Here is a 19,106-nt window from a genome sequence, read left to right on the forward strand (position 1 = left end):
CAAGCCGTGGGAAACCCTGACGGAGGTCGCCCCGAGGGCCTACCCTAGACAGGAAACAGGCGGGCCTTTCCCCAGAGGGCCCCGGGTCAGTCGGGAGGCCGAGGGGATGGACCCCCGCGATCGGGCGGACGCCCTGCTCGCACGAGCCCAGGCGCGCGGTGCGTTCGTGGTGACACCCGACAGCGCGACGTCACCGATGGACTCGTCGAACACCCAGCAGATCCCGCGAGCGCAGATCGACGGGCTGGACCGCAGCAGTGATCCCGACACGACGACGCAGCTGCCGGCGTCGCTGATCGAGGAGAACGACCACCCGCTGGCCGGCTCGGCGCCGACGCGGCGGCTGGAGGTGCCGGGCGGCCGCCGCCCGCAGCAGACCACGCCGCTGAGCACGCCGGGGCCGTCACCGCAGGTGACCGCCCCGCTGTCCCGCCGTCCCCAGGCCGAGCCCATCACGAGCCCGTTGAAGGAGCCCGATCCGGAGGACACCGGCCTGGTGCCGACGGTGACGCAGAACAACGGCAAGTCCGACCTTTCGCGCCGGCTCGACGGGATCTAGCGGGTCTCCAGCTTCACCCGCAGCGCGAGGCCGAGCTTCGTCGCGGCCAGCACCGGCTTCCACAGGAGGCCCTGGTGGCGGTCGGCGAGGTAACGGTAAGCGCTGTCGTGGTGCGCCTTGAGCATCTTCTCCGAAGCCTGCGACGTCGAGTGCCCGCCTTCGTGCGTGACCCGCGAGGACGGCGCGTAGACGTTCAGCCAGCCCGCCTTCGCCAGCCGGTCGCCGAGGTCGACGTCCTCGAAGTACATGAAGTAGCGCGTGTCGAAGCCGCCGACGGAGTCGAACGCCTCCCGGCGGAACAGCTGGCAAGAGCCGGACAGCCAGCCCGAGACGCGCTCGACCGGGGTGCCGGTCTCCTGCCGGTACTGCTTCGTCCAGGGGTTGCCGGGCCAGACCTTCCCGAAGACGGCGTGCCCGATCCCGCGCCCGAACGAGGGCAGCAGCCGCGCCGAGGGGTAGACGGTGCCGTCGAGATCGTGGATCAGCGGCCCGAAGGCACCCCCGCGCGGCCACCGCTGGGTGACTTCGAGGAGCGCGTCGAGCGACCCGGGCTCCCATTCGAGGTCCGGGTTGACGACGACGACCCAGCCGTAGGAGTCCTCGAGCTCGGCGACACCCCGGTTGGCGGCGGTCCCGTAGCCGAGGTTCTCCCCGATGCTGAGCAGCTGGACGTTCTTCCGGTCGGCGGTGATCTGCTCAAGGGCCCCCTCGACGGACGCGTTGTCCGCGACGACCACCTTGACCTCGCGCTCGGTGGCCTTCTCGAGGGTGTCGAGGAACTTCTCGATGGTGTCCTCGGAGAAGTAGGTCACGGTCACGACGCCGACATCGTCGCCATAGCGGGAGTGCTCAGTCACCCGGCCATTGTCCACTCGTCACGCAGGGCAACCCCACCACCCCGCGGCCCGTGACAGAAGCGCCGGCACGCGTGATCAGGAAGTCGACACGCGTGATTGAGAGGTCGACACACCGCGCGAGGCCGGTCGCGGCCGTGTCGACCCTCCAATCACGCGAGTCGACCCTTCAATCACGCGTGTCGACCGTCGGGTCACGGTTCAGCGGGTGCGGAGGTGGCGGGACCAGGCCTTGGCGTACGCCTCCCGGTGCCGCTCCGCGGTCGTCGCCCACGAGAACTCCTTCGCGCGCTGCTGGGCCGCCGTGGCCAGCTCGGCCCGGCGCGAAGGGTCCGCCAGGAGCTCGCTGATCGCCGCCGCGACGTCGCCCGCTCCGACTCCGCAGTACGCCACCGCGTCGCCGCCGACCTCCGGCAACGACAGCCTGCGCGTCGTCAGCACGCACGCGCCGCACGCCATCGCCTCCAGGACCGGCAGCCCGAAACCCTCGCCCAGCGATGGGTAGGCGACGAGCGAAGCGCCGCCGAGGAACCCCGCCAGCGTCCCGAACGGCAGGTACCCGGCACGGATCACGCGCAGCCGGTGCGGGACCGCGTCCAGGGCCCGCTCGACCTGCGTGTCCCAGCCCGGCTGGCCGGCCAGCACCAACGCCGGCGCGTCCCGTTGGCCCGCCACCGCCCTGGCGAAACCGCGGATCAACGCCGGCACGTTCTTGCGGGGCTCCAGCGCCCCCAGGAAGGCCACGTACGGTGTCCGCCCCAGGCCGATGGCCGCGCGGGCCGCCGCGACCTCCGAAGGGGACGGCGGGTGGAAGCGCTCGCTGTCGACGCCGTGGTGAATCACTTCCAGCGAAGCGTGCCGTACCGGAGCGACCCGGGCCAGCTCCGCGGCCGTCGCCGCCGAAGGGACCACGCACAGCGTCGCCCGCCGGAGTGCCGTCGAGGTCCACGCCCGGAAGAAGCGGGCCTTGACCGACGAGTGCAGGACGGCGTCGGTGAAGAACGTCGCGTCGTGCAGCGTGACCACCGACGCCGCCGACGTCGCCAGGGGCATCGTGTAGTGCGGCGAGTGGACGACGTCCGCGCCGAGGCGGCGCGCCAGCCGCGGCAGCGTCGCCTGTTCCCAGGTCAGCCGCGCGGTGCGGGTGGTCGTCGTCGGCGACGCGGGCACGACGCGCGAGCGCGGCGCCAGCCGATCGTAAAGCCCCAGGTCCCGCGGCTGGCAGACGACGGTGATCCGGGCCCCGTCCGCGTCGAGGGCGGCGACGAGCGAATCCACGTACCGGCCGACGCCGCCGCGGTCCGCGGGAACCGCGGTCGCGTCGATCAGCACCCGGGGGTCATCGCTCACCCCTGCAGGGTACGGCGGCGACCCTGCGTCATGGTGGGGAACTGGCAAACCGGGCCGGGTGGGCCGCTCAGTCGTGCGCGCGCCGGTGGATCGCCCACACGGCCTCCGCGGCGCGGCGCCAGGTGAAGGCCCGGGCCCGCTCCCGTCCCGCCTTGACCAGCTCCGCCGCCCTCGACGGCGAACCGAGCACCTCGCGCAGCGCGGAAGCCAGCGCCGCGGCGTCCCCCCGCGGCACCATGACGCCGGCCCCGCCCGCCACCTCGGCCAGCGCCGGGACGTCGGTGTGCACGACCGGCACCCCCGCCGCCATCGCCTCCAGCAGGCCCAGCCCGAACCCCTCGGCGAGGCTCGGCACCGCCAGCACGCTCGCCCGGCGCAGCACGGTCGCCAGCTCGGCGTCCGACACCTTCCCCAGCATCCGCAGCCGGTCGGCGGGCAGCCCGCGCTCGGCCGCCAGCGCGACCGGGTCGACGCCGCCCCAGCCCGGCTGCCCGGCCAGCACGAGCACCGTGCCTTCCAGCGCCACGACCGCGTCGACCAGCACGTCGATCCCCTTGCGCGGCTCGATCGTCCCGACCGCCAGCACGTACTCCCCCGGCAGGTCCAGCTCGGCCGATCCCGAAGGAACGCGCACGCCGTGCGGCACCACGCGCACCGGGACGTCGACGTCGATGAGCACCGCCAGCTCGTCGGCGACCGCCCGCGTCGGCACGACCAGCCCGGACGCGCGGCGCGCGGCCCGCGCGATCATCGACCGGTGCCAGCTCACCCCGCGCGCGGTCAGCGTCTCGGGGTGGGTCCACGGCACGGTGTCGTGGACAGTCACGCTCAGCGTCCGCCCGGCCGGGGCACGCGGCGGCGCGAAGGGTGTCGGCGCGTGCACCGCGTCGCCGCCCGGCCACCAGCGCAGGCCCAGCTGCCACGCGGCGACCAGCGCCCGCGGCGGGATCCGCAGCACCCGGGGACCCTCGACGCCGTCCACCCTGGCCGCGCTGACGTCGGCGTGCCGCGCGACGGCGCTGGACACCGTCCAGCCCGGCGGCGCGGACTTCGCGAGGGCGGGGAGCAGCTCGGCCGTGTAGCGCCCAGTGCCGCCGGGCACGGGCGCGAGGAGCTGCTCGGCGAGCACGACCAGTTCGGGCACGCGGCTATTGTGCGGGACGTGACCGCGAATCCCGCCACCACGGTGGTAGTCGTGACCTGGCGGGGTGCCGGCCACGTCACGGCCTGCCTCGACGCGCTCGCCGCGCAGACGCGTCCACATCGGACGCTCGTGGTGGACAACGCCTCCGACGACGGCACCGCCGCCCTGCTCGCGGCCCATCCTTCGCACCCGCAAGTAGTCCGCCTGACCCGCAACACCGGCTACGCGGGCGCGCTCGCGGCCGCGCTCGAAATGGTCCGGACCCCGCTGATGGCTTGGCTGAACGACGACGCCGAGCCGGCGCCGGATTGGCTGGCCACGCTGGAAGACGCCCTCGAAAAGGCCCCGCTGGCCGCCGCCGCGACCGCGCTGCTCGTGCGGCCCGACGGCACCACGCAGTCCGCCGGCGTGCGGCTGACGGCCGACGGCCACGGCGCCGACGTCACCGAGCCCGCCGGCGAGGTGTTCGGCTTCTGCGGCGGCGCGGCCCTGCTGCGCGCCGACGCCCTGCGTGCCGTCGGCGGCGTCCCCGCGCGGTTTTTCTGTTATTACGAAGACACCGATACGGCTTGGCGGCTGCGGCTGGCCGGGTGGGACGTCGTCGCGGCGCCCGGCGCCCGCGTCCGGCACGCCCACGGCGTCAGCAGCGAACTGGGTTCGGCGCTGTTCCACCGTTGGAACGAGCGCAACCGCCTGCTCATGCTGCTGCGCTGCGCACCGCTCGACGTCGCGGTGCGGCAACTGGTCAAGTTCGCCGTCCTGACCGCGGTGCTGCCGCTGCGGCCCGGCCGCGGAACGGCGGTGAACTTCCGGTTCGGCCTGCGCTGCCGCGTGCTGGCCGAAGTGGCCGCGCGGCTACCTGCGACGTTGCTCGCCCGCCGCGTGATCACCCGTCGCGCGGCACTCGGCCGAGGCGCGGTCTGGGAGGCATGGGCGGGCCTTTAAGCTTGGCGCCTACCGACCGCTAGGAGCTGGCTTTGGCGCAGGGGGAACCGCAACCGCTGGTCTCGGTGATCGTGGTCAACTACCGCGGCGCCGACGACACGATCACCTGCTTGCGCGCGCTCGCCGAGCACGACTACCCCGAGCTCGAGCTGATCTGCGTCGACAACTCCGACGAGGCCGCACGCCTCCGCGAAGCCGTCCCCCAGGCCCGCGTGATCGAGGCCGGGCGCAACCTCGGGTTCGCCGGTGGCTGCAACCTCGGCGCGAAGCACGCGAAGGGCACGGTCCTCGGCTTCCTCAACAACGACGCCCGCCCGGCGCCCGGCTGGGTCTCGACCGCCGTCGCCGAGCTGCGCGCGCAGCCCCGCGTCGCCGCCGTGGCGAGCAAGGTCCTCGACTGGGACGGCACCGGCACCGACTTCGTCGACGGCGGCCTGACCTGGTTCGGCATGGGCTACAAGCGCCACGCGGGCCTGCCGCTGGCCGACGTCCCGGCGGCCGAGCACGAGGTCGCGAAGGACGTCCTGTTCGGCACCGGCTCGGCGATGTTCGTCCGGGCTTCGGTCTTCGCCGAGCTGGGCGGCTTCGACGAGCGGTTCTTCATGTTCTACGAGGACGTCGACTTCGGCTGGCGGCTCAACCTCCGCGGCTGGCGCGTCCGGTACGTCCCGGAGTCGGTGGCCTTCCACCGCCACCACGGCACGATGGCCGCGGTCGACGCGCCGGAGACCGGGCGCGAGACGTTCCTCCTGGAGCGCAACGCCCTGGCCGCGCTGTACAAGAACCTCTCCGACGAGACCCTGGCCCGCGCGCTGCCCGCGGCGCTCGCCCTGGCCGTGCGCCGCGCCACCGCCCGCGGCGAGCTGGACGCCACCCAGCTGGACCTCGAACAAGGCGTCGGCCCGATCGAGTCCGGCGACGTCGCCGTCCCGCGGACCACGCTGGCCGGGCTGCTCGCCATCGACCAGTTCGTCGAGCAGCTGCCGTCGCTGGCCGAGTCCCGGGCGGTCGAGCAGGCCGCCCGCGTCCGGACCGACGCCGACCTGCTTCCCTTGCTGCGCAAGGCGTTGGAGCCGGCCTACCCGCTCCCGCGCTACCTCGCCGCGCACGACATCCTCGTCGAGGCGTTCGGCATCGAAAAGGCCTTCGGGCAGCGCCGGAAGATCCTCGTGATCACCGGCGACGCGCTCACCGAGCGGATGGCGGGCCCGGCGATCCGCGCCTGGAACATCGCCCTCGCGCTGTCCGCCGAACACGACGTCCACCTCGTCACCACCAACCCCCTCGCCACGCCGCCGCCGTCGCCGTTCCGGGTCAGCGCGGGCAAGCACCGCGAGCTGGAGGCGCCGATCGCCTGGGCCGACATCGTCGTCCTGCAGGGCCACGTGCTCGAGCTGGCGCCGTCGCTGAAGAAGGAGCACAGCGGCAAGATCGTCGTCGCCGACCTCTACGACCCGATGCACCTCGAGCTGCTGGAGCAGGGCAAGGGCGTCGCCGACGACAAGCGCGCGGCCGACCTCGCCGGCGTCACCCGCGTCCTGGACGCGCAGCTCGAACGCGGCGACTTCTTCCTCTGCGCGTCCGAGCGGCAGCGGCACTTCTGGCTCGGGCACCTGGCCGCGATGGGCCGGCTTTCGCCACGCCTGTACGACGCCGACCCGACGACCCAGTCGCTGCTCGCGGTCGTCCCCTTCGGGCTTTCGCCGGAGCCGCCGGTCCGCACCGGGCCGGGCCTGCGGTCGTCGCTGGGCATCGGCGGCACCGACCACGTCGTGCTGTGGGCGGGCGGCGTGTACAGCTGGTTCGACCCGTTGACGCTGGTCCGCGCCATCGACCGGCTGCGCCGGAACCGCGGCGACGTCCGGCTCGTGTTCCTCGGCATGAAGCACCCGAACCCCGAGGTCGCCGAGATGGACATCGGCGCGCGGACGATCCGCCTGGCGGACTCGCTGGGGCTGACCGGCAAGCACGTCTACTTCAACGAGCAGTGGGTGCCCTACCACGAGCGCCAGAACTGGCTGCTCGACGCGAACTGCGGCGTCACGACGCACTACGAGCACGTCGAGACGACGTTCGCGTTCCGCACCCGCGTCCTCGACTACCTGTGGGCCGGGCTGCCGATCGTCACCACCGACGGCGACGCCTTCGCCGACCTGGTGCGGGTCGAGCGGCTCGGTGTGGTGGTCCCGGCCGAGGACCCGGCCGCCCTGGCCGACGCGCTCGAAAAGGCGTTGTACGACGAGGAGTTCGCCGCGGGCTGCGTCGAGCGGATCGCCGTCGTCGCGCAGCGGTACACGTGGCCGGAAGCGCTGAAGCCGCTGGTCGGGTTCTGCCGCGACCCGCGGCCGGCGGCCGACCGGCTGCCCGGGTCGGCGGACCTGGTGAAGACGCCGGCGGTGCGCGGCCGGGAGCTGCTGCGGCGGGACGTCGACCTGGTCCGCGAGTACCTCGCGGCGGGCGGACCCGGCGAGCTGGCGCGGCGCGTGGGCGGCCGGGCGTTGAAGGTTGCGAAGCAGCGGTTGCGCCGTGGCTAGGTCACTGCGCGTTCTCCTCGACGGCACCCCGCTCCTCGGCGCGCGCACCGGGATCGGCCGGTACACGGCCGCGCTGAGCGAAGAGCTGGTCTCGATCCCCGAAGTGGACACGCGCGCGGTGGCGTTCACACTGCGCGGCTGGCGGCGGCTGCGGCACGTGCTGCCGTACGGCGCGCAGGCCCGCGGGATACCGGTCGCGGCGCGGCTGCTGCGGATGGCGTGGGTGCGCTCGGACTTCCCGCCGGTGGAGCTGTTCGCCGGCCCGACCGACGTCGTGCACGGCACGAACTTCGTGCTGCCGGGCCGGTTCCGCGCCGCCGGCGTCGTGACGATCCACGACCTGGCCTTCTTCGACAATCCCGAGGAACTGGCGCCGAGCGACCGCGACCTGCCGCGGCTGGTGCTCCGCGGCGCGCACCGGGCGAACGTCATCTGCACGCCCACGGCCGCGGTGGCCGACGCGGTGGCGACCCGGCTGGACGTCGACCGCGACAAGATCGTCGTGACGCCGCTGGGCGTGAACCCGGCGTGGTTCACCGCGCGCCCGCCGGACGACGAGCGGCGGGCGCGGCTGGGACTGCCGTCCCGCTACCTGCTGTTCGCCGGGGCGGCGGGGCCGCGGAAGGGCCTGGACTGGCTGGCCCGCGCCCACGAGGCCGCACCGGACCTGCCGGACCTGGTGTTCGCCGGACCGGGCCCGTTCCCCCGGGGGCCCCGGCGGTTCCAGACCGGTTATCTGTCCGATGTGGACCTGCGGACGGTGGTGGCCGGGGCGTCGGCGCTGGTGCTGCCTTCGCGCGACGAGGGTTTCGGGCTGCCGGTGCTGGAAGCGATGGCCTCGGACGTCCCGGTGGTGTGCACGGACATTCCCGCCCTGCGCGAGGTGGCGGGCGAGTGCGCGAGCCTGGTCCCGTACGGCGACGTGGACGGCCTGGCGGAGGCGCTGCGCACGGCGGTGACGGACCCGCACGCGGTCTCGACGTCGGCGACCCGGCGCGCCCACGCGGCGAACTTCACCTGGCGCACGTGCGCCGAACTCACGGTCGGCGCCTACCGGCTCGCCTCCGGCCGCCACTGACCGCCGCTCCCCGAGCGCCCCAATGTGGCGTTGGTTGCGTTGGACGCACCCAATGTGGCGTTCGGTGCGTTGGACGCACCGAACGCCACATTGGGGCGCTTGAGTCTGGGCCTATTCGGCGGCGAAGTAGGCGGCCAAAGCCTCGTCCCACGGGCGGAGCGGGGTCAGCCAGGCTTCGCGCCACGAGTTCGGCGACAGCACCGAGTACGCCGGGCGGGCGGCCGGGCGGGGGAACTCCGCCGTCGTGCACGGCTTGACCCGGGCCGGGTCCGCGCCGAGGTGGGTGAAGACGGCACGGGCGAAGCCGCACCAGCTCACCGCGCCCGCGTTCGTGCAGTGCAGGATCCGCCGCTCCGGGCCGTCCCCGGCGGCGACGCGGGAAGCCAGCTCCAGCAGGCCCGCGGCGAGGTCGGCGGTCCACGTAGGACCACCGACCTGATCGTCCACAACGGACACGGTTTCGCGAGTGGACTCCAGCTTCGCCATGGTCTTCACGAAGTTCGGCCCCGACTTGCCGTACAGCCACGAGGTCCGCACCACCCACGACGACGCGCCGGACCCCAGCACCGCGTCCTCGCCGGCCGCCTTCGTGCGGCCGTACGCCGAACGCGGCCCCAGCTCGTCGGACGGCTCGTACGGCGAAGATGCGTCACCGGGAAACACGTAGTCCGTGGACACGTGGATCAGCGGCACCCGCCGGGACGCGCACGCCGCCGCGAGCACGCGCGGCCCGTCGGCGTTGACCGCGAACGCGCGTTCCTCGTCGGTCTCCGCCGCGTCGACCGCCGTGTACGCCGCCGCGTTGATCACCACCGGCGCCGAACCCGTTTCCCGCGCCCGGTCGGCCAGTGCGCCGACCGACGCCAGCACCTGCCCCGTCATGGTGACGTCCAGTTCGGCCGAACCCGGAGCCACGACGTCCACCGACGGGGACGCCAGCGCGGCGATGTCCCGGCCGAGCTGCCCGGAACCCCCGGGCACGAGCACCGTCAGCCGCACAGGCACTTCCTCTACTTCTTGAGCGCGGCCCGCCCGGCCAGGGGTTCCCACCACGCGCGATTGTCCGTGTACCAGGCCACTGTCGCGGCCAGACCGTCCTCGAAGGACACGCGCGGAGCGTACCCCAGCTCCTCGCTGATCTTGGTGATATCCACCGAGTACCGGCGGTCGTGGCCCTTGCGGTCCTCGACCGGCTCGACGCTGTCCCAGCCCGCGCCGACCGCCTCGAGCAGCTTCTCCGTCAACGAACGGTTGGTCAGCTCGGTGCCGCCGCCGATGTTGTAGATCTCGCCGGGGCGGCCCGACTCGGCGACCAGCTGGATGCCGTGGCAGTGGTCGTCCACGTGCAGCCAGTCACGGACGTTGAGCCCGTCGCCGTAGAGCGGCACCTTCCGCCCGTCGAGCAGGTTGGTGACGAACAGCGGGATGACCTTTTCCGGGAACTGGTACGGACCGTAGTTGTTGGAGCACCGCGTGATGCACACCGGCAGCCCGTGGGTGCGGAAGAACGAGCGCGCCACCAGGTCGGACGACGCCTTCGACGCCGAGTACGGCGAGTTCGGCTCCAGCACGTGGTCTTCCGTCCACGATCCGTGCTCGATCGAGCCGTACACCTCGTCGGTGGACACGTGCACGAACTTGCCGACCCCCGCCTCGTGCGCCGCCTGCAGCAGGTTCTGCGTGCCGAGGACGTTCGTCAGCACGAAGTCGGCGGCGCCGAGGATCGAACGGTCCACATGCGACTCGGCGGCGAAGTGCACGACCAGGTCCACGCCGCGCATCACGTCGGCGACCAGCGCGGTGTCGCAGATGTCGCCGCGGACGAACTTCAGCCGCGGGTCGGCGGCGACCGGCGCCAGGTTGGCTTCGTTGCCCGCGTAGGTGAGTTTGTCCAGCACGACCACCTCGGCGTCGTCCAGCGCCGGGTACGCGCCGGTCAGCACCTGCCGGACGTAGTGCGACCCGATGAAGCCCGCACCACCGGTGACCAGCACCCGCATAATCCCGCCTTTCCTCACGCCCCGGGCGGGGCCGTTCGCCCCCCAGCCTACGGAGGTCCCACACCAGTCTCAGTAGAGTCATGGTGGACGCACGTGGGTGTGCTGGGGGAAGCACCGGGTTCACAGGGGAGGAAGCGCGTGACCGAAGAGGCTGCGCCGACCGTCCCGGCGCGCCGCAGGCAGGACACCGGCCACGGCGGCGCGACCTTCGCGCGCCGCAGCGGCAAGATCCTGGTTTCCGCGCTGTCGGTCGCCATCCTGGCCGTGACCTGGTACGGCTGGAACTTCATCGGCGACCCGAACACCGGGCTCACCACGACGAACGTCTTCGCCGACACCGAGGCGCACGCGAAACCGCTCGACGGCGCGATCGACATCCTCCTGGTGGGCCAGGACAGCCGCACCGACGCGCAGGGCAACCCGCTGCCCCGCGAAGTGCTGGACATGCTGCACGCCGGCGTCTCCGACGGCGAGCTGAACACCGACACGATGATCCTCGTGCACATCCCCCAGAACGGGAAGCACGCGATCGCGATCTCGTTCCCCCGCGACTCCTGGGTGGAGCTGACCGGCGGCTTCGGCAAGCACAAGCTCAACAGCGCGTTCGTCTACGCGTACACGGACACTTACCGGGCGTTGCAACGCCAGGGCATGACCGACCTGAAGGAGGCCGACGCGCAGGCGAAGGTCGCCGGGCGGAAGAACCTGATCGCCACGCTCGAGAAGTTCATCGGCAAGCCGGGCATGATCGACCGCTACGCCGAGGTCAACCTGGCGAGCTTCTACGAGATCACCAAGTCGATCGGCGGCGTCGAGGTCTGTCTCAAGGGGCCGGTCAAGGAGACGAAGTCCGGTGTCGACCTGCCGGGCGGGCGCCAGACGATCGAAGGCGTGCAGGCGCTCGCGTTCGTCCGCCAGCGCTACGGCCTGCCCAACTACGACCTCGACCGGATCGCCCGGCAGCAGGCGTTCCTCTCCGGCCTGGCCCGCAAGGTGCTCTCGACCGACGTGCTCACCAGCCCGGTGAAGATCGCCGACCTCGTGTCGGCCGTGAAGAAGTCCGTCGTGCTGTCCCAGGGCTGGGACCTGACGGAGTTCGCCGAGCAGATGCGCGGGCTGACCGGCGGCAACATCGAGTTCCACACCATCCCCACCCTCGGCAACGCGAACATCGGCGGCGCCGACGTGCTGCGCGTCGACCCGGCCCAGGTGGCGGCGGAGGTGGCGCGGCTGACGTCGGACGGTGACACCCCAGCGTCGGCGCCGTCGACCCCCGCCCAGCTGCCCGGCGCGAAGGCCGTCACGATCGAGCTGTTCGACGGCTCGGGCTCGTCGACGCTGGCCGGCCAGACGCACACGATGCTGCAGGGCAAGGGCTTCACGCTGGCCGCCGACCAGCGGCTGAGCACCCGCAACACCACCGTGGTCCGCTACAACCCGGCCGACGGCACCGCGCTGGACCTGGTCAAGCAGGCCCTGGGCACCACGGTCCAGGCCGAGCCGGACCGGGACGTGACCGCCGGGCACGTGCGCGTCCTGCTGGGCAAGGACTTCCGGAGCTCGGCCGCCGGGCCGGGTGGCGCGCCGACGTCCACGGCCGCGAAACCGTCTTCGCCGCCCGCGGCCACCGCCCCCGCCGCGCCGCCGATCACGGCGGGCGACGTGCCCTGCGTCAACTAGACTGCGTACGCAGGGTGGTCGGGGGAGGTAAACCAGCGTGGAAGACGAGCAGGAAGAGCCGGAGGCGGCCACCGAGACGGTGACGCAGAGCGACGATCCCGAGGGGAAGCCGTCGCCGATTCCGCACGTGCCTTATTCACGGACGCGGCGCGCCGGCCGGGTGACCCGCCGGATCGCGGCCGGCCTGGTGTCCCTGCTCGCGCTCGGCGCCAGCGGCTACGCCTACGTCACCAAGGACCAGCTGCAGAGCACCGTCCCGACGACCGACGCGCTCACGCCGCGGGCCGGCGAGCCCGCGCCGCCGCCCGCGGACGACGGCGCGGACGACATCCTGCTCGTCGGCAGCGACGCGCGGACGGACGCGCAGGGCAACCCGCTGCCGGCGAAGATGCTGCGGCAGCTGCGCACCGAGGCCAACAACGGCGCGGTGAACACGGACACGGTGATGCTGCTGCGGGTGCCGAAGAACGGCGGCAAGCCGTCGGCGGTCTCGATCCCGCGCGACACGTGGACGGCCATTCCCGGCCGGGGCCAGGCGAAGATCAACTCGGCGTACGGCATCGCGAAGGCGCACTTCGCGCAGGCGTTGCGCGGGCAGGGCGAGCGCGACCAGGCGAAGATCGAGCGCGACTCCGACACCGAGGGCCGCCGCGTCCTGGTGCAGGCGGTGCAGGACCTGACGCAGGTGCGGATCGACCACTACGCCGAGATCAACCTGCTGGGCTTCTACCTGCTGACCGAGGCGCTCGGCGGGGTCAGGGTGTGCCTGAACCACGCGACCGAGGACAAGGACTCGGGGGCGAACTTCCGCCGCGGCGAGCAGACGGTGTCCGGCGGCGAAGCGCTGTCGTTCGTCCGGCAGCGCAAGAACCTGCCGCGCGGCGACCTGGACCGGATCGTGCGGCAGCAGGCGTTCCTGTCCTCGGCGCTGCACCAGGTCCTCTCGGCGGGCACGCTGGCCAGCCCCGGCACGCTCGGCGGCCTGATGGACGCGGTGCACCGGTCGCTGACCGTGGACCCGGGCCTCGACCTGCTGCAGTTCGCGCAGCAGGCGAAGGGTCTCGCTTCAGGTGACCTGGCGTTCGCGACGATCCCGGTGATCACCGCCAACGGCCGCAGCGAGGACGGCCAGAGCATCGTGCAGATCGATCCGAAGGCGGTCCGCGAGTTCGTGGCGGGCCTGGCGGGACGCACGGCCTCGGCGGCGGCCGGTGCCCCGGGCGGCGGCGGGTCGGGCAGCGGCGCCGCCCCCGAAGCGGCGCCGCTGCTCCAGGACTCCCCCGGAGTCCCCTGCGTCAACTGAAGTCGGCGCGGTGGTCCTCCGCCCACTGCCGGAAGGTCCGCGGCGCGTTCCCCGTCACCTCGCGCACCAGGTCCGTCACCAGCGACGGCTCCCGCAACGTGCGCGCCCAGGCCCCGAGGACCGACGCCGGCACGTCCGACGGCCAGCCCAGCGCCAGCATGCGCTCGATCGCCTGCTCCTTCGTCAGTTCTTCGACCCGCAACGGCCGGCCGAGGACGTCGGCGAGCACCTCGGCCTGTTCGCGGAACGAGATCGGCTCCGGGCCCGTCAGCGCGAGCGACTCCCCGTCGTGGGAGCCGTCGATCAGGATCCGGGCCGCGACGTCGGCGATGTCCCGCTCGTGGATCGCCCCGATCCGCGAGTCCGGGTACGCCGTGCGGACCACTCCTTCCGCGATGTCCGCGCGCCAGCCCAGCGTGTTCGTCGCGAAGGCGCCCGGGTTCAACGCCGTCGAAGCGAACGACGCCGCGGCCAAGGCCTGCTCGACCGCGCGGTGCAGCCCCGCGATCCGGCTCTGCGCGGAATCCGGTTCGAGCGTCGCGGCCGACGACAGCAGCACGACGTGCCGCACGCCGGCCGCTTCGGCCGCCTTCACGAACCCTTCGATCCCTTGCGGCCGCGTGTACAGGAAGGCCGCGGAGACGCCGTCGAGCGCGGCGTCCAGCGTCGAGGCGTCCTCCAGGTCCGCGCTCACCTTCGCGACGCCGTCCGGCACGTCGAGCTTCGCGGCGTCACGGCTCGACGCACGGACGTCCTGACCTGCGGCGACGAGCGCGTCGACCACCGCGCGCCCGACGTGTCCGGTGGCCCCGGTGACAAGAATGGTCATGCTGTTCCCCAGCTTCCGAGATACGTTTGCTTTCAAAGCAAACGTACTGGGGGCGATCATGCGGTGTCAACCGGCGAAGCCCGTGGTCCGCGCCTTAGCCTTGTCCGCATGAGCCTGACCGACGAGCTGCTGCGGCCGCTGCTGGCCTCGCCCGCCAAACCGTTGATCACCCACTACGACGACCAGCTGGGCAGCCGCGTCGAGCTGTCCGTGGCGACGACCGCCAACTGGGCGGCCAAGACGGCCAACTGGCTGACCGAGGAGTTCGACGTCGAACCGGGCGACGCCGTGGCCGTGCAGCTCCCGGCGCACTGGCAGACCGTCGGCGTCCTGCTCGGGGCCTGGTGGTGCGGGGCACGCGTGGTGACCGAGGGCGCCGGTGCGCGGCTGGCGTTCGTCGGGCCGGACGACCCGGAGCCGACCGGCGCGGCGGCGACCGCCGTCGTGACGCTGGACCCGATGGGCCGCGGGCTGGCCGAGCCGCCGGGCGGCGGCGCGTTCGACTACCTGACGGAGTCACGGGCCTCGGGCGACCAGTTCAGCCCGCTCTTCCGGATCCCCGGCGGGACGGCCGCGCTCTTCGAGTCCACTGTGGACGAGATGCTGGCCGAAGCCAGGGCGCGCGCGGCGAAGCTGGGCCTCACCGCGGACGACCGCGTGCTGTCCACACGGGACTGGACCGGTCCCGACGGCATCCTCGACGGCCTGCTCGTCCCCCTGGCCGCGGGCGCCCACCTGGTCCACGTGAGCAACGCGGACCCGGCGAAGCTGGCCGCCCGCCGCGACGCCGAACGCACCACGGCGGACCTCCCGGCATAAGCACCTGCCGCGGGTCGTGAGTGAGAAACAGGGTTCTAACCCTGTTTCTCACTCACGACGAGGGTCAGGCGTTCTGGAGTTCGCCCGCCTCGACGTCGCGGCGGGCGCGCCTGCGGCCCCACAGCAGGTGGTCGAGCGAGAGCCGGCCGCCGTTGAAGCCGAGGGCGAGGCCGGCGAGCGCGAGCACCAGGACCAGCTCGTAGCCGCCCTGGCCGGTCAGGCCGTTGTCGATGTGCACCGAGAGCAGCGCGCCGACCGAGATCACGACGTAGCCGAGGCCGACGAGCGGCAGCAGGAAGCCGACGATGAACGCGATGGAGCCGAGGATTTCGACGGTCATCGCGAAGACCGCGGCGGCCGTGGGCAGCGGGATGCCCGTCATTTCGAAGAACTTCGCCGTGCCGTTGATGCCGTTGTTCCACTTCTGGAGCCCGTGCGCGAGGAAGACGACCGCGACGCCGATCCTCCCCAGCAACAGGGCCACGTCCTTGAATCGTCCGAACATCCGGTTTCAGCTCCCCGGTAGGTGAAATTTCAACTGACCCGACCCAAAGTAGGGCACCGGGCACCCACACCCGAAGCTCCGGAGGGTGATCGACAGGAAACCGACAGGGAGCAAAAACCGGTTTCACGGCCCCTCTGCGGACGCTATCTTCGCCCTGACCTGCGTCCACGACCGTGAGGAGTCCCCGATGCGCCGACAGACCGATCCGCCCGGCCTGTCACCCGCATCACAAAGGACCTCCCACACTTGTGAAAACCCTGAACATCGGCATTTTGGCGCACGTCGACGCCGGTAAGACCAGCCTGACCGAGCGCCTGCTCTTCGCGGCAGGCGCCATCACCCACCTCGGCAGCGTCGACCGCGGCGACACCCAGACCGACTCCCTGGAGCTCGAACGCCGTCGCGGCATCACCATCCGGTCCGCGGTGGTCTCCTTCATGACCGGCGACACCCGCGTCACGCTGATCGACACCCCGGGGCACAGCGACTTCATCGCCGAGGTCGAACGCGCCCTGCGTGTCCTCGACGGCGCCGTGCTGGTGGTGTCGGCCGTCGAGGGCGTCCAGGCCCAGACCCGGGTGCTGATGCGCACGCTGCGCCGCCTCGCCATCCCGACGCTCGTCTTCGTCAACAAGATCGACCGGACGGGCGCCCGCGATCAGCTCGGCGACATCCGCGCGAAGCTGACACCACGGGCGTTCGCGCTGCGGGCGACGTCGCCCGACGAGCTGGCCGAGCTGCTGGCCGACGGCGACGACACCTTCCTGGCGGCCTACGTCGAGGACCGGGCCGACGCCGCCGCCTGTCGCGCCGAGCTGGCCCGGCAGGTGGCCCGGGGCGAGCTGTACCCGGTGCTGTCCGGCTCGGCGATCACCGGCACCGGCGTCGCCGACCTGGTCACGGCCATGGCCGAGCTGCTCCCGGCCGCCGAGCGCACCGGCGACGGGCCACTGGACGCGACGGTGTTCAAGATCGAGCGCGGCCGTACCGGGGAGAAGATCGCCTACGCCCGGCTGCACTCCGGCTCATTGGCGCCCCGGCAGCGGATCGCCTGCTACCGCGGCGGAACCGAGTTCACCGGCCGCGTCTCGGCCGTCGAAGTCGCCGGGGACGACATCGCGCTGGCCGGCGACGTCGCCCGGGTGCGCGGCCTGAGGGAGGTCCGCATCGGCGACCGGCTCGGCTCGCCCGGCACCGCCCGCGACAACGTGTTCGCACCACCCAGCCTCGAGACGGTGGTGCGGCCGGTCCGGCCCGAGCAGGCCGCCGCGCTGTTCACGGCGCTGACGCGGCTGTCCGAAGAGGACCCGTTGATCGACGTGCGCCGCCGCGGCCACGACGTCTCGGTGCGGCTCTACGGCGAAGTGCAGAAGGAAGTACTGCGCTCGATGCTGGCCGAGGGCACCGGGATCGACGTCACCTTCGAGCGGACGCGCCCGCTGTACGTCGAGAAGCCGGCCGGACGCGGGCAAGCCGTCGAGGGGATGGATCCGGAGCAGCGGCTGTACTTCTTCGCGACGGTGGGATTGCGGGTGGAACCCGGCTCCGGGGTCACGCTCGGGCTGTCGGTCGAGCTGGGCTCACTCCCCCTGGCGTTCCACAAGGCCATCGAGGAAACCGTCCACGCCACGCTGGAACAGGGCCTGTACGGCTGGGAGGTGCTCGACTGCGCCGTCACGCTGACGCACACGGCGTACTTCAGCCCGCTCAGTGCCGCGGGAGACTTCCGCAAGATGACGCCACTGGTGCTGATGGCGGCGCTGAAGGAGGCCGGCACGCGGGTGTACGAGCCGGTGCACCGCTTCGAGCTGGAGATCCCCGCGGACGCCGTCAGCGCGGCGCTGCTCAAGCTCGCGGACCTGCGGGCCGTCCCCGGCAAACCGGTGGCCGGGGCGACGGCGTGGACGCTGCGCGGCACCATCCCGGCGGAGCACGTCCACCAGTTCGAGCAGGCCCTGCCCGCGCTCAGCCAGGGCGAAGGCGTCTTCCAGAGCGAGTTCCAGGAGTACCGCCCCTGCCCCGGCCCGCCGCCGTCGCGGCCGCGGACCGGGGACAACCCCTTGGACCGCAAGGAGTACCTCGCACAGGTGGCCCGGCGTTAGCGCTTGTGCGCCCAGGCCGCGGCGAAGGCGTAGACGCCGAACGCGGCGAGCCCGAGCGCGACGACGGTGAGCAGCACGGCGCCGAAGGGCTGGGCGGCGAGCGTCTTGAGGGCGGCGTCCAGCCCGCCGGCCTTGCGGGCGTCGGAGCTCAAGCCCGCGTAGGCCAGCAGGATCGCAACCACGGCGAAGACGACGGCCTTGGCGAGGTACCCGGTGGTGCCCAGCCAGCCGACCCAGCGGCGCGAGCGGCCGGGCAGCTCGCCGACGTCGAGATCCTGGAGGAAGCTCTGCTTGACGCCCTTGACGGCCGCGGCACCGGCGACGACCGCGACGCCGATGGCCACGCAGACGACCAGGAACGGCCCGGCGGGCAGTTGGAGGACCTTCGCGGTGAACTCCTGCTGCTTCTGGGAACCGCCGCCGCCCCCGCCGCTGCCGGTGGCGATCCGGATCGCGGTGTAGCCGAGCCCGAGCACGACGACCCCGCGGGCGGCGGCGCCGATCCGCTTGCGCGTCCGCTTGCCGCCGCTGACCCACTCGTACCCGGTGGCGGCCATCAGGAACTGCCACAGCCCGAACATGACCAGGCCGACCGCCAGCACCCAGAGCATCACCTTGCCGAAGGACTCCTGCCCGATCTCCTGCAGCGCACCCTTCTGGTCGGCCTCGCGTCCCTGCTCGCCACCCAGGGCGACCTGGAGGGCGAGGTACGCGACGATGAGGTGCACGACGCCCCAGCAGGCCATGCCGGCGCGCCCGAGGTATTGCGCGGTGTTGCTCTTCTCGCCTCTTTCGGCGGTGGCCTCTGTCCGGTTCATGCCTTCTGAGTACCCAGTCCGGCCCGTCATCCGCTGGGCTGAGCGGAGCAACGTGACTGAGGCGATGGGAGCATCCGGACACGGAGGCGCGACGACCCGGCTACGGGCCGCTCACGCGGGACGGCGGCGCACCTCGTCGAGACCGGCCCAGCCACCGTTGGCGGCGAGGAGGGTCAGCACCTGCTCGGCCTGCTCGGCGAACCGCGCGAGATCGTCGTGCAGCAGCGCGGCGCGTTCGCCGTCGAGCGGCTCGAAGTCGTCGAACCACAGCGAGATGGCCGAGCCCGCGGTGACGACGAGCCCCTGCAGCAGCCGCCGGAACCCGGGCGACGGCTCGGCCACGGCCGCGCGGTAGGACGTCTCGATCTCGTCGCAGGCGGCGAGCAGCTCCCGCAGCTGCCCCACGGCACCGGCCGGAGTCCCGTCCCAGGCGGCCGTGGGCCAGGCGCGGTCGGACAGCTCGAGCCACAGCCGCCAGCCGGCGACCAGCTCGGCTTCGTCGTGGGGCGTCCAGGACGCCGGAACCGGCCAGTACATGCTTCGAGAGTGACACCGCGGAAGCCGAAATCCGCCCCGTCGGTGGGTT

Annotated in this window: 17 protein-coding genes; 8 read left to right on the forward strand and 9 right to left on the reverse strand. The window is 72.5% G+C overall.

What is annotated here, in order from left to right:
* Positions 1 to 106: 106 nt before the first annotated feature.
* Positions 107 to 559 carry a hypothetical protein gene (locus CF165_RS18185; RefSeq protein WP_093948731.1) on the forward strand — a complete coding sequence of 151 codons (453 nt, stop codon included), beginning with the start codon at positions 107 to 109 and terminating at the stop codon, positions 557 to 559.
* Here CF165_RS18185 and CF165_RS18190 read toward each other — a convergent pair.
* The 3 genes from CF165_RS18190 to CF165_RS18200 all read right to left on the reverse strand — a co-directional run bounded on the left by CF165_RS18190 (position 556) and on the right by CF165_RS18200 (position 3,907).
* Positions 556 to 1,416 (reverse strand): glycosyltransferase family 2 protein, encoded by an 861-nt coding sequence (locus tag CF165_RS18190; RefSeq protein WP_205660899.1) that lies wholly within the window; start codon positions 1,414 to 1,416, stop codon positions 556 to 558. The two genes, CF165_RS18185 and CF165_RS18190, sit on opposite strands and share 4 nt — an antisense overlap.
* 198 nt (positions 1,417 to 1,614) lie before the next feature.
* Positions 1,615 to 2,745: a glycosyltransferase family 4 protein gene (locus CF165_RS18195; protein ID WP_093948732.1), complete on the reverse strand. Its 1,131-nt coding sequence runs from the start codon at positions 2,743 to 2,745 to the stop codon at positions 1,615 to 1,617.
* Between the two features lie 85 nt (positions 2,746 to 2,830).
* Entirely contained in the window at positions 2,831 to 3,907 is a 1,077-nt protein-coding gene (locus tag CF165_RS18200) for a glycosyltransferase family 4 protein (RefSeq protein ID WP_093948733.1), read from the reverse strand.
* Positions 3,908 to 3,916: 9 nt separating this feature from the next.
* Here CF165_RS18200 and CF165_RS18205 point away from each other — a divergent pair, with 9 nt between their 5' ends.
* Genes CF165_RS18205 through CF165_RS18215 form a run of 3 tightly spaced genes read left to right on the forward strand, consistent with a single transcriptional unit; the run spans position 3,917 to position 8,464 of the window.
* On the forward strand, positions 3,917 to 4,852 hold the full coding sequence (locus CF165_RS18205; protein WP_205660900.1) for a glycosyltransferase family 2 protein: 936 nt from the start codon (positions 3,917 to 3,919) through the stop codon (positions 4,850 to 4,852).
* A gap of 32 nt (positions 4,853 to 4,884) precedes the next feature.
* A complete protein-coding gene (locus CF165_RS18210) occupies positions 4,885 to 7,386 on the forward strand; it encodes a glycosyltransferase (protein WP_093948734.1) in 2,502 nt (833 codons plus the stop codon).
* A complete protein-coding gene (locus CF165_RS18215) occupies positions 7,379 to 8,464 on the forward strand; it encodes a glycosyltransferase family 4 protein (RefSeq protein WP_093948735.1) in 1,086 nt (361 codons plus the stop codon). Before CF165_RS18210 ends, CF165_RS18215 begins: the two co-directional genes overlap by 8 nt.
* Positions 8,465 to 8,575: 111 nt before the next feature.
* On the opposite strand, the gene rfbD is transcribed toward CF165_RS18215, so the two are convergent.
* Both rfbD and rfbB read right to left on the reverse strand, forming a co-directional pair.
* Entirely contained in the window at positions 8,576 to 9,469 is an 894-nt protein-coding gene (rfbD, locus tag CF165_RS18220; RefSeq protein ID WP_093948736.1) for a dTDP-4-dehydrorhamnose reductase, read from the reverse strand.
* Positions 9,470 to 9,474: 5 nt separating this feature from the next.
* Complete coding sequence (gene rfbB / locus CF165_RS18225) at positions 9,475 to 10,464, reverse strand: dTDP-glucose 4,6-dehydratase (RefSeq protein ID WP_093948737.1); 990 nt, start codon at positions 10,462 to 10,464, stop codon at positions 9,475 to 9,477.
* 138 nt (positions 10,465 to 10,602) lie between these two features.
* On the opposite strand from rfbB, the gene CF165_RS18230 reads away from it, so the two are divergent.
* Both CF165_RS18230 and CF165_RS18235 read left to right on the forward strand, forming a co-directional pair.
* Entirely contained in the window at positions 10,603 to 12,144 is a 1,542-nt protein-coding gene (locus CF165_RS18230; RefSeq protein ID WP_093948738.1) for an LCP family protein, read from the forward strand.
* A 37-nt stretch (positions 12,145 to 12,181) separates the two neighbouring features.
* On the forward strand, positions 12,182 to 13,447 hold the full coding sequence (locus CF165_RS18235; RefSeq protein WP_205660901.1) for an LCP family protein: 1,266 nt from the start codon (positions 12,182 to 12,184) through the stop codon (positions 13,445 to 13,447).
* Here CF165_RS18235 and CF165_RS18240 read toward each other — a convergent pair.
* Complete coding sequence (locus CF165_RS18240; RefSeq protein WP_093948739.1) at positions 13,440 to 14,276, reverse strand: NmrA family NAD(P)-binding protein; 837 nt, start codon at positions 14,274 to 14,276, stop codon at positions 13,440 to 13,442. The genes CF165_RS18235 and CF165_RS18240 overlap by 8 nt on opposite strands.
* A gap of 108 nt (positions 14,277 to 14,384) precedes the next feature.
* Here CF165_RS18240 and CF165_RS18245 point away from each other — a divergent pair, with 108 nt between their 5' ends.
* Positions 14,385 to 15,095, forward strand: coding sequence for a TIGR03089 family protein (locus CF165_RS18245; protein WP_093948740.1), 711 nt, complete (start codon positions 14,385 to 14,387; stop codon positions 15,093 to 15,095).
* A gap of 64 nt (positions 15,096 to 15,159) precedes the next feature.
* On the opposite strand, the gene CF165_RS18250 is transcribed toward CF165_RS18245, so the two are convergent.
* On the reverse strand, positions 15,160 to 15,600 hold the full coding sequence (locus CF165_RS18250) for a DoxX family protein (protein ID WP_093948741.1): 441 nt from the start codon (positions 15,598 to 15,600) through the stop codon (positions 15,160 to 15,162).
* Between the two features lie 248 nt (positions 15,601 to 15,848).
* Between CF165_RS18250 and CF165_RS18255 the strand changes: the two genes are divergently transcribed.
* Positions 15,849 to 17,702, forward strand: a complete 1,854-nt coding sequence (locus CF165_RS18255; protein ID WP_093948742.1) for an elongation factor G — start codon at positions 15,849 to 15,851, stop codon at positions 17,700 to 17,702.
* Here the strand turns inward: CF165_RS18255 and CF165_RS18260 are convergent.
* Together CF165_RS18260 and CF165_RS18265 are read right to left on the reverse strand one after the other, a co-directional pair.
* On the reverse strand, positions 17,699 to 18,520 hold the full coding sequence (locus CF165_RS18260; RefSeq protein ID WP_093948743.1) for a DUF1206 domain-containing protein: 822 nt from the start codon (positions 18,518 to 18,520) through the stop codon (positions 17,699 to 17,701). The two genes, CF165_RS18255 and CF165_RS18260, sit on opposite strands and share 4 nt — an antisense overlap.
* Before the next feature lie 111 nt (positions 18,521 to 18,631).
* Entirely contained in the window at positions 18,632 to 19,057 is a 426-nt protein-coding gene (locus tag CF165_RS18265) for a hypothetical protein (RefSeq protein WP_093948744.1), read from the reverse strand.
* Between the last annotated feature and the right edge of the window lie 49 nt (positions 19,058 to 19,106).

The sequence above is a fragment of the Amycolatopsis vastitatis genome (assembly GCF_002234595.1).
GTDB classification, from domain to species: Bacteria; Actinomycetota; Actinomycetes; order Mycobacteriales; family Pseudonocardiaceae; genus Amycolatopsis; species Amycolatopsis vastitatis.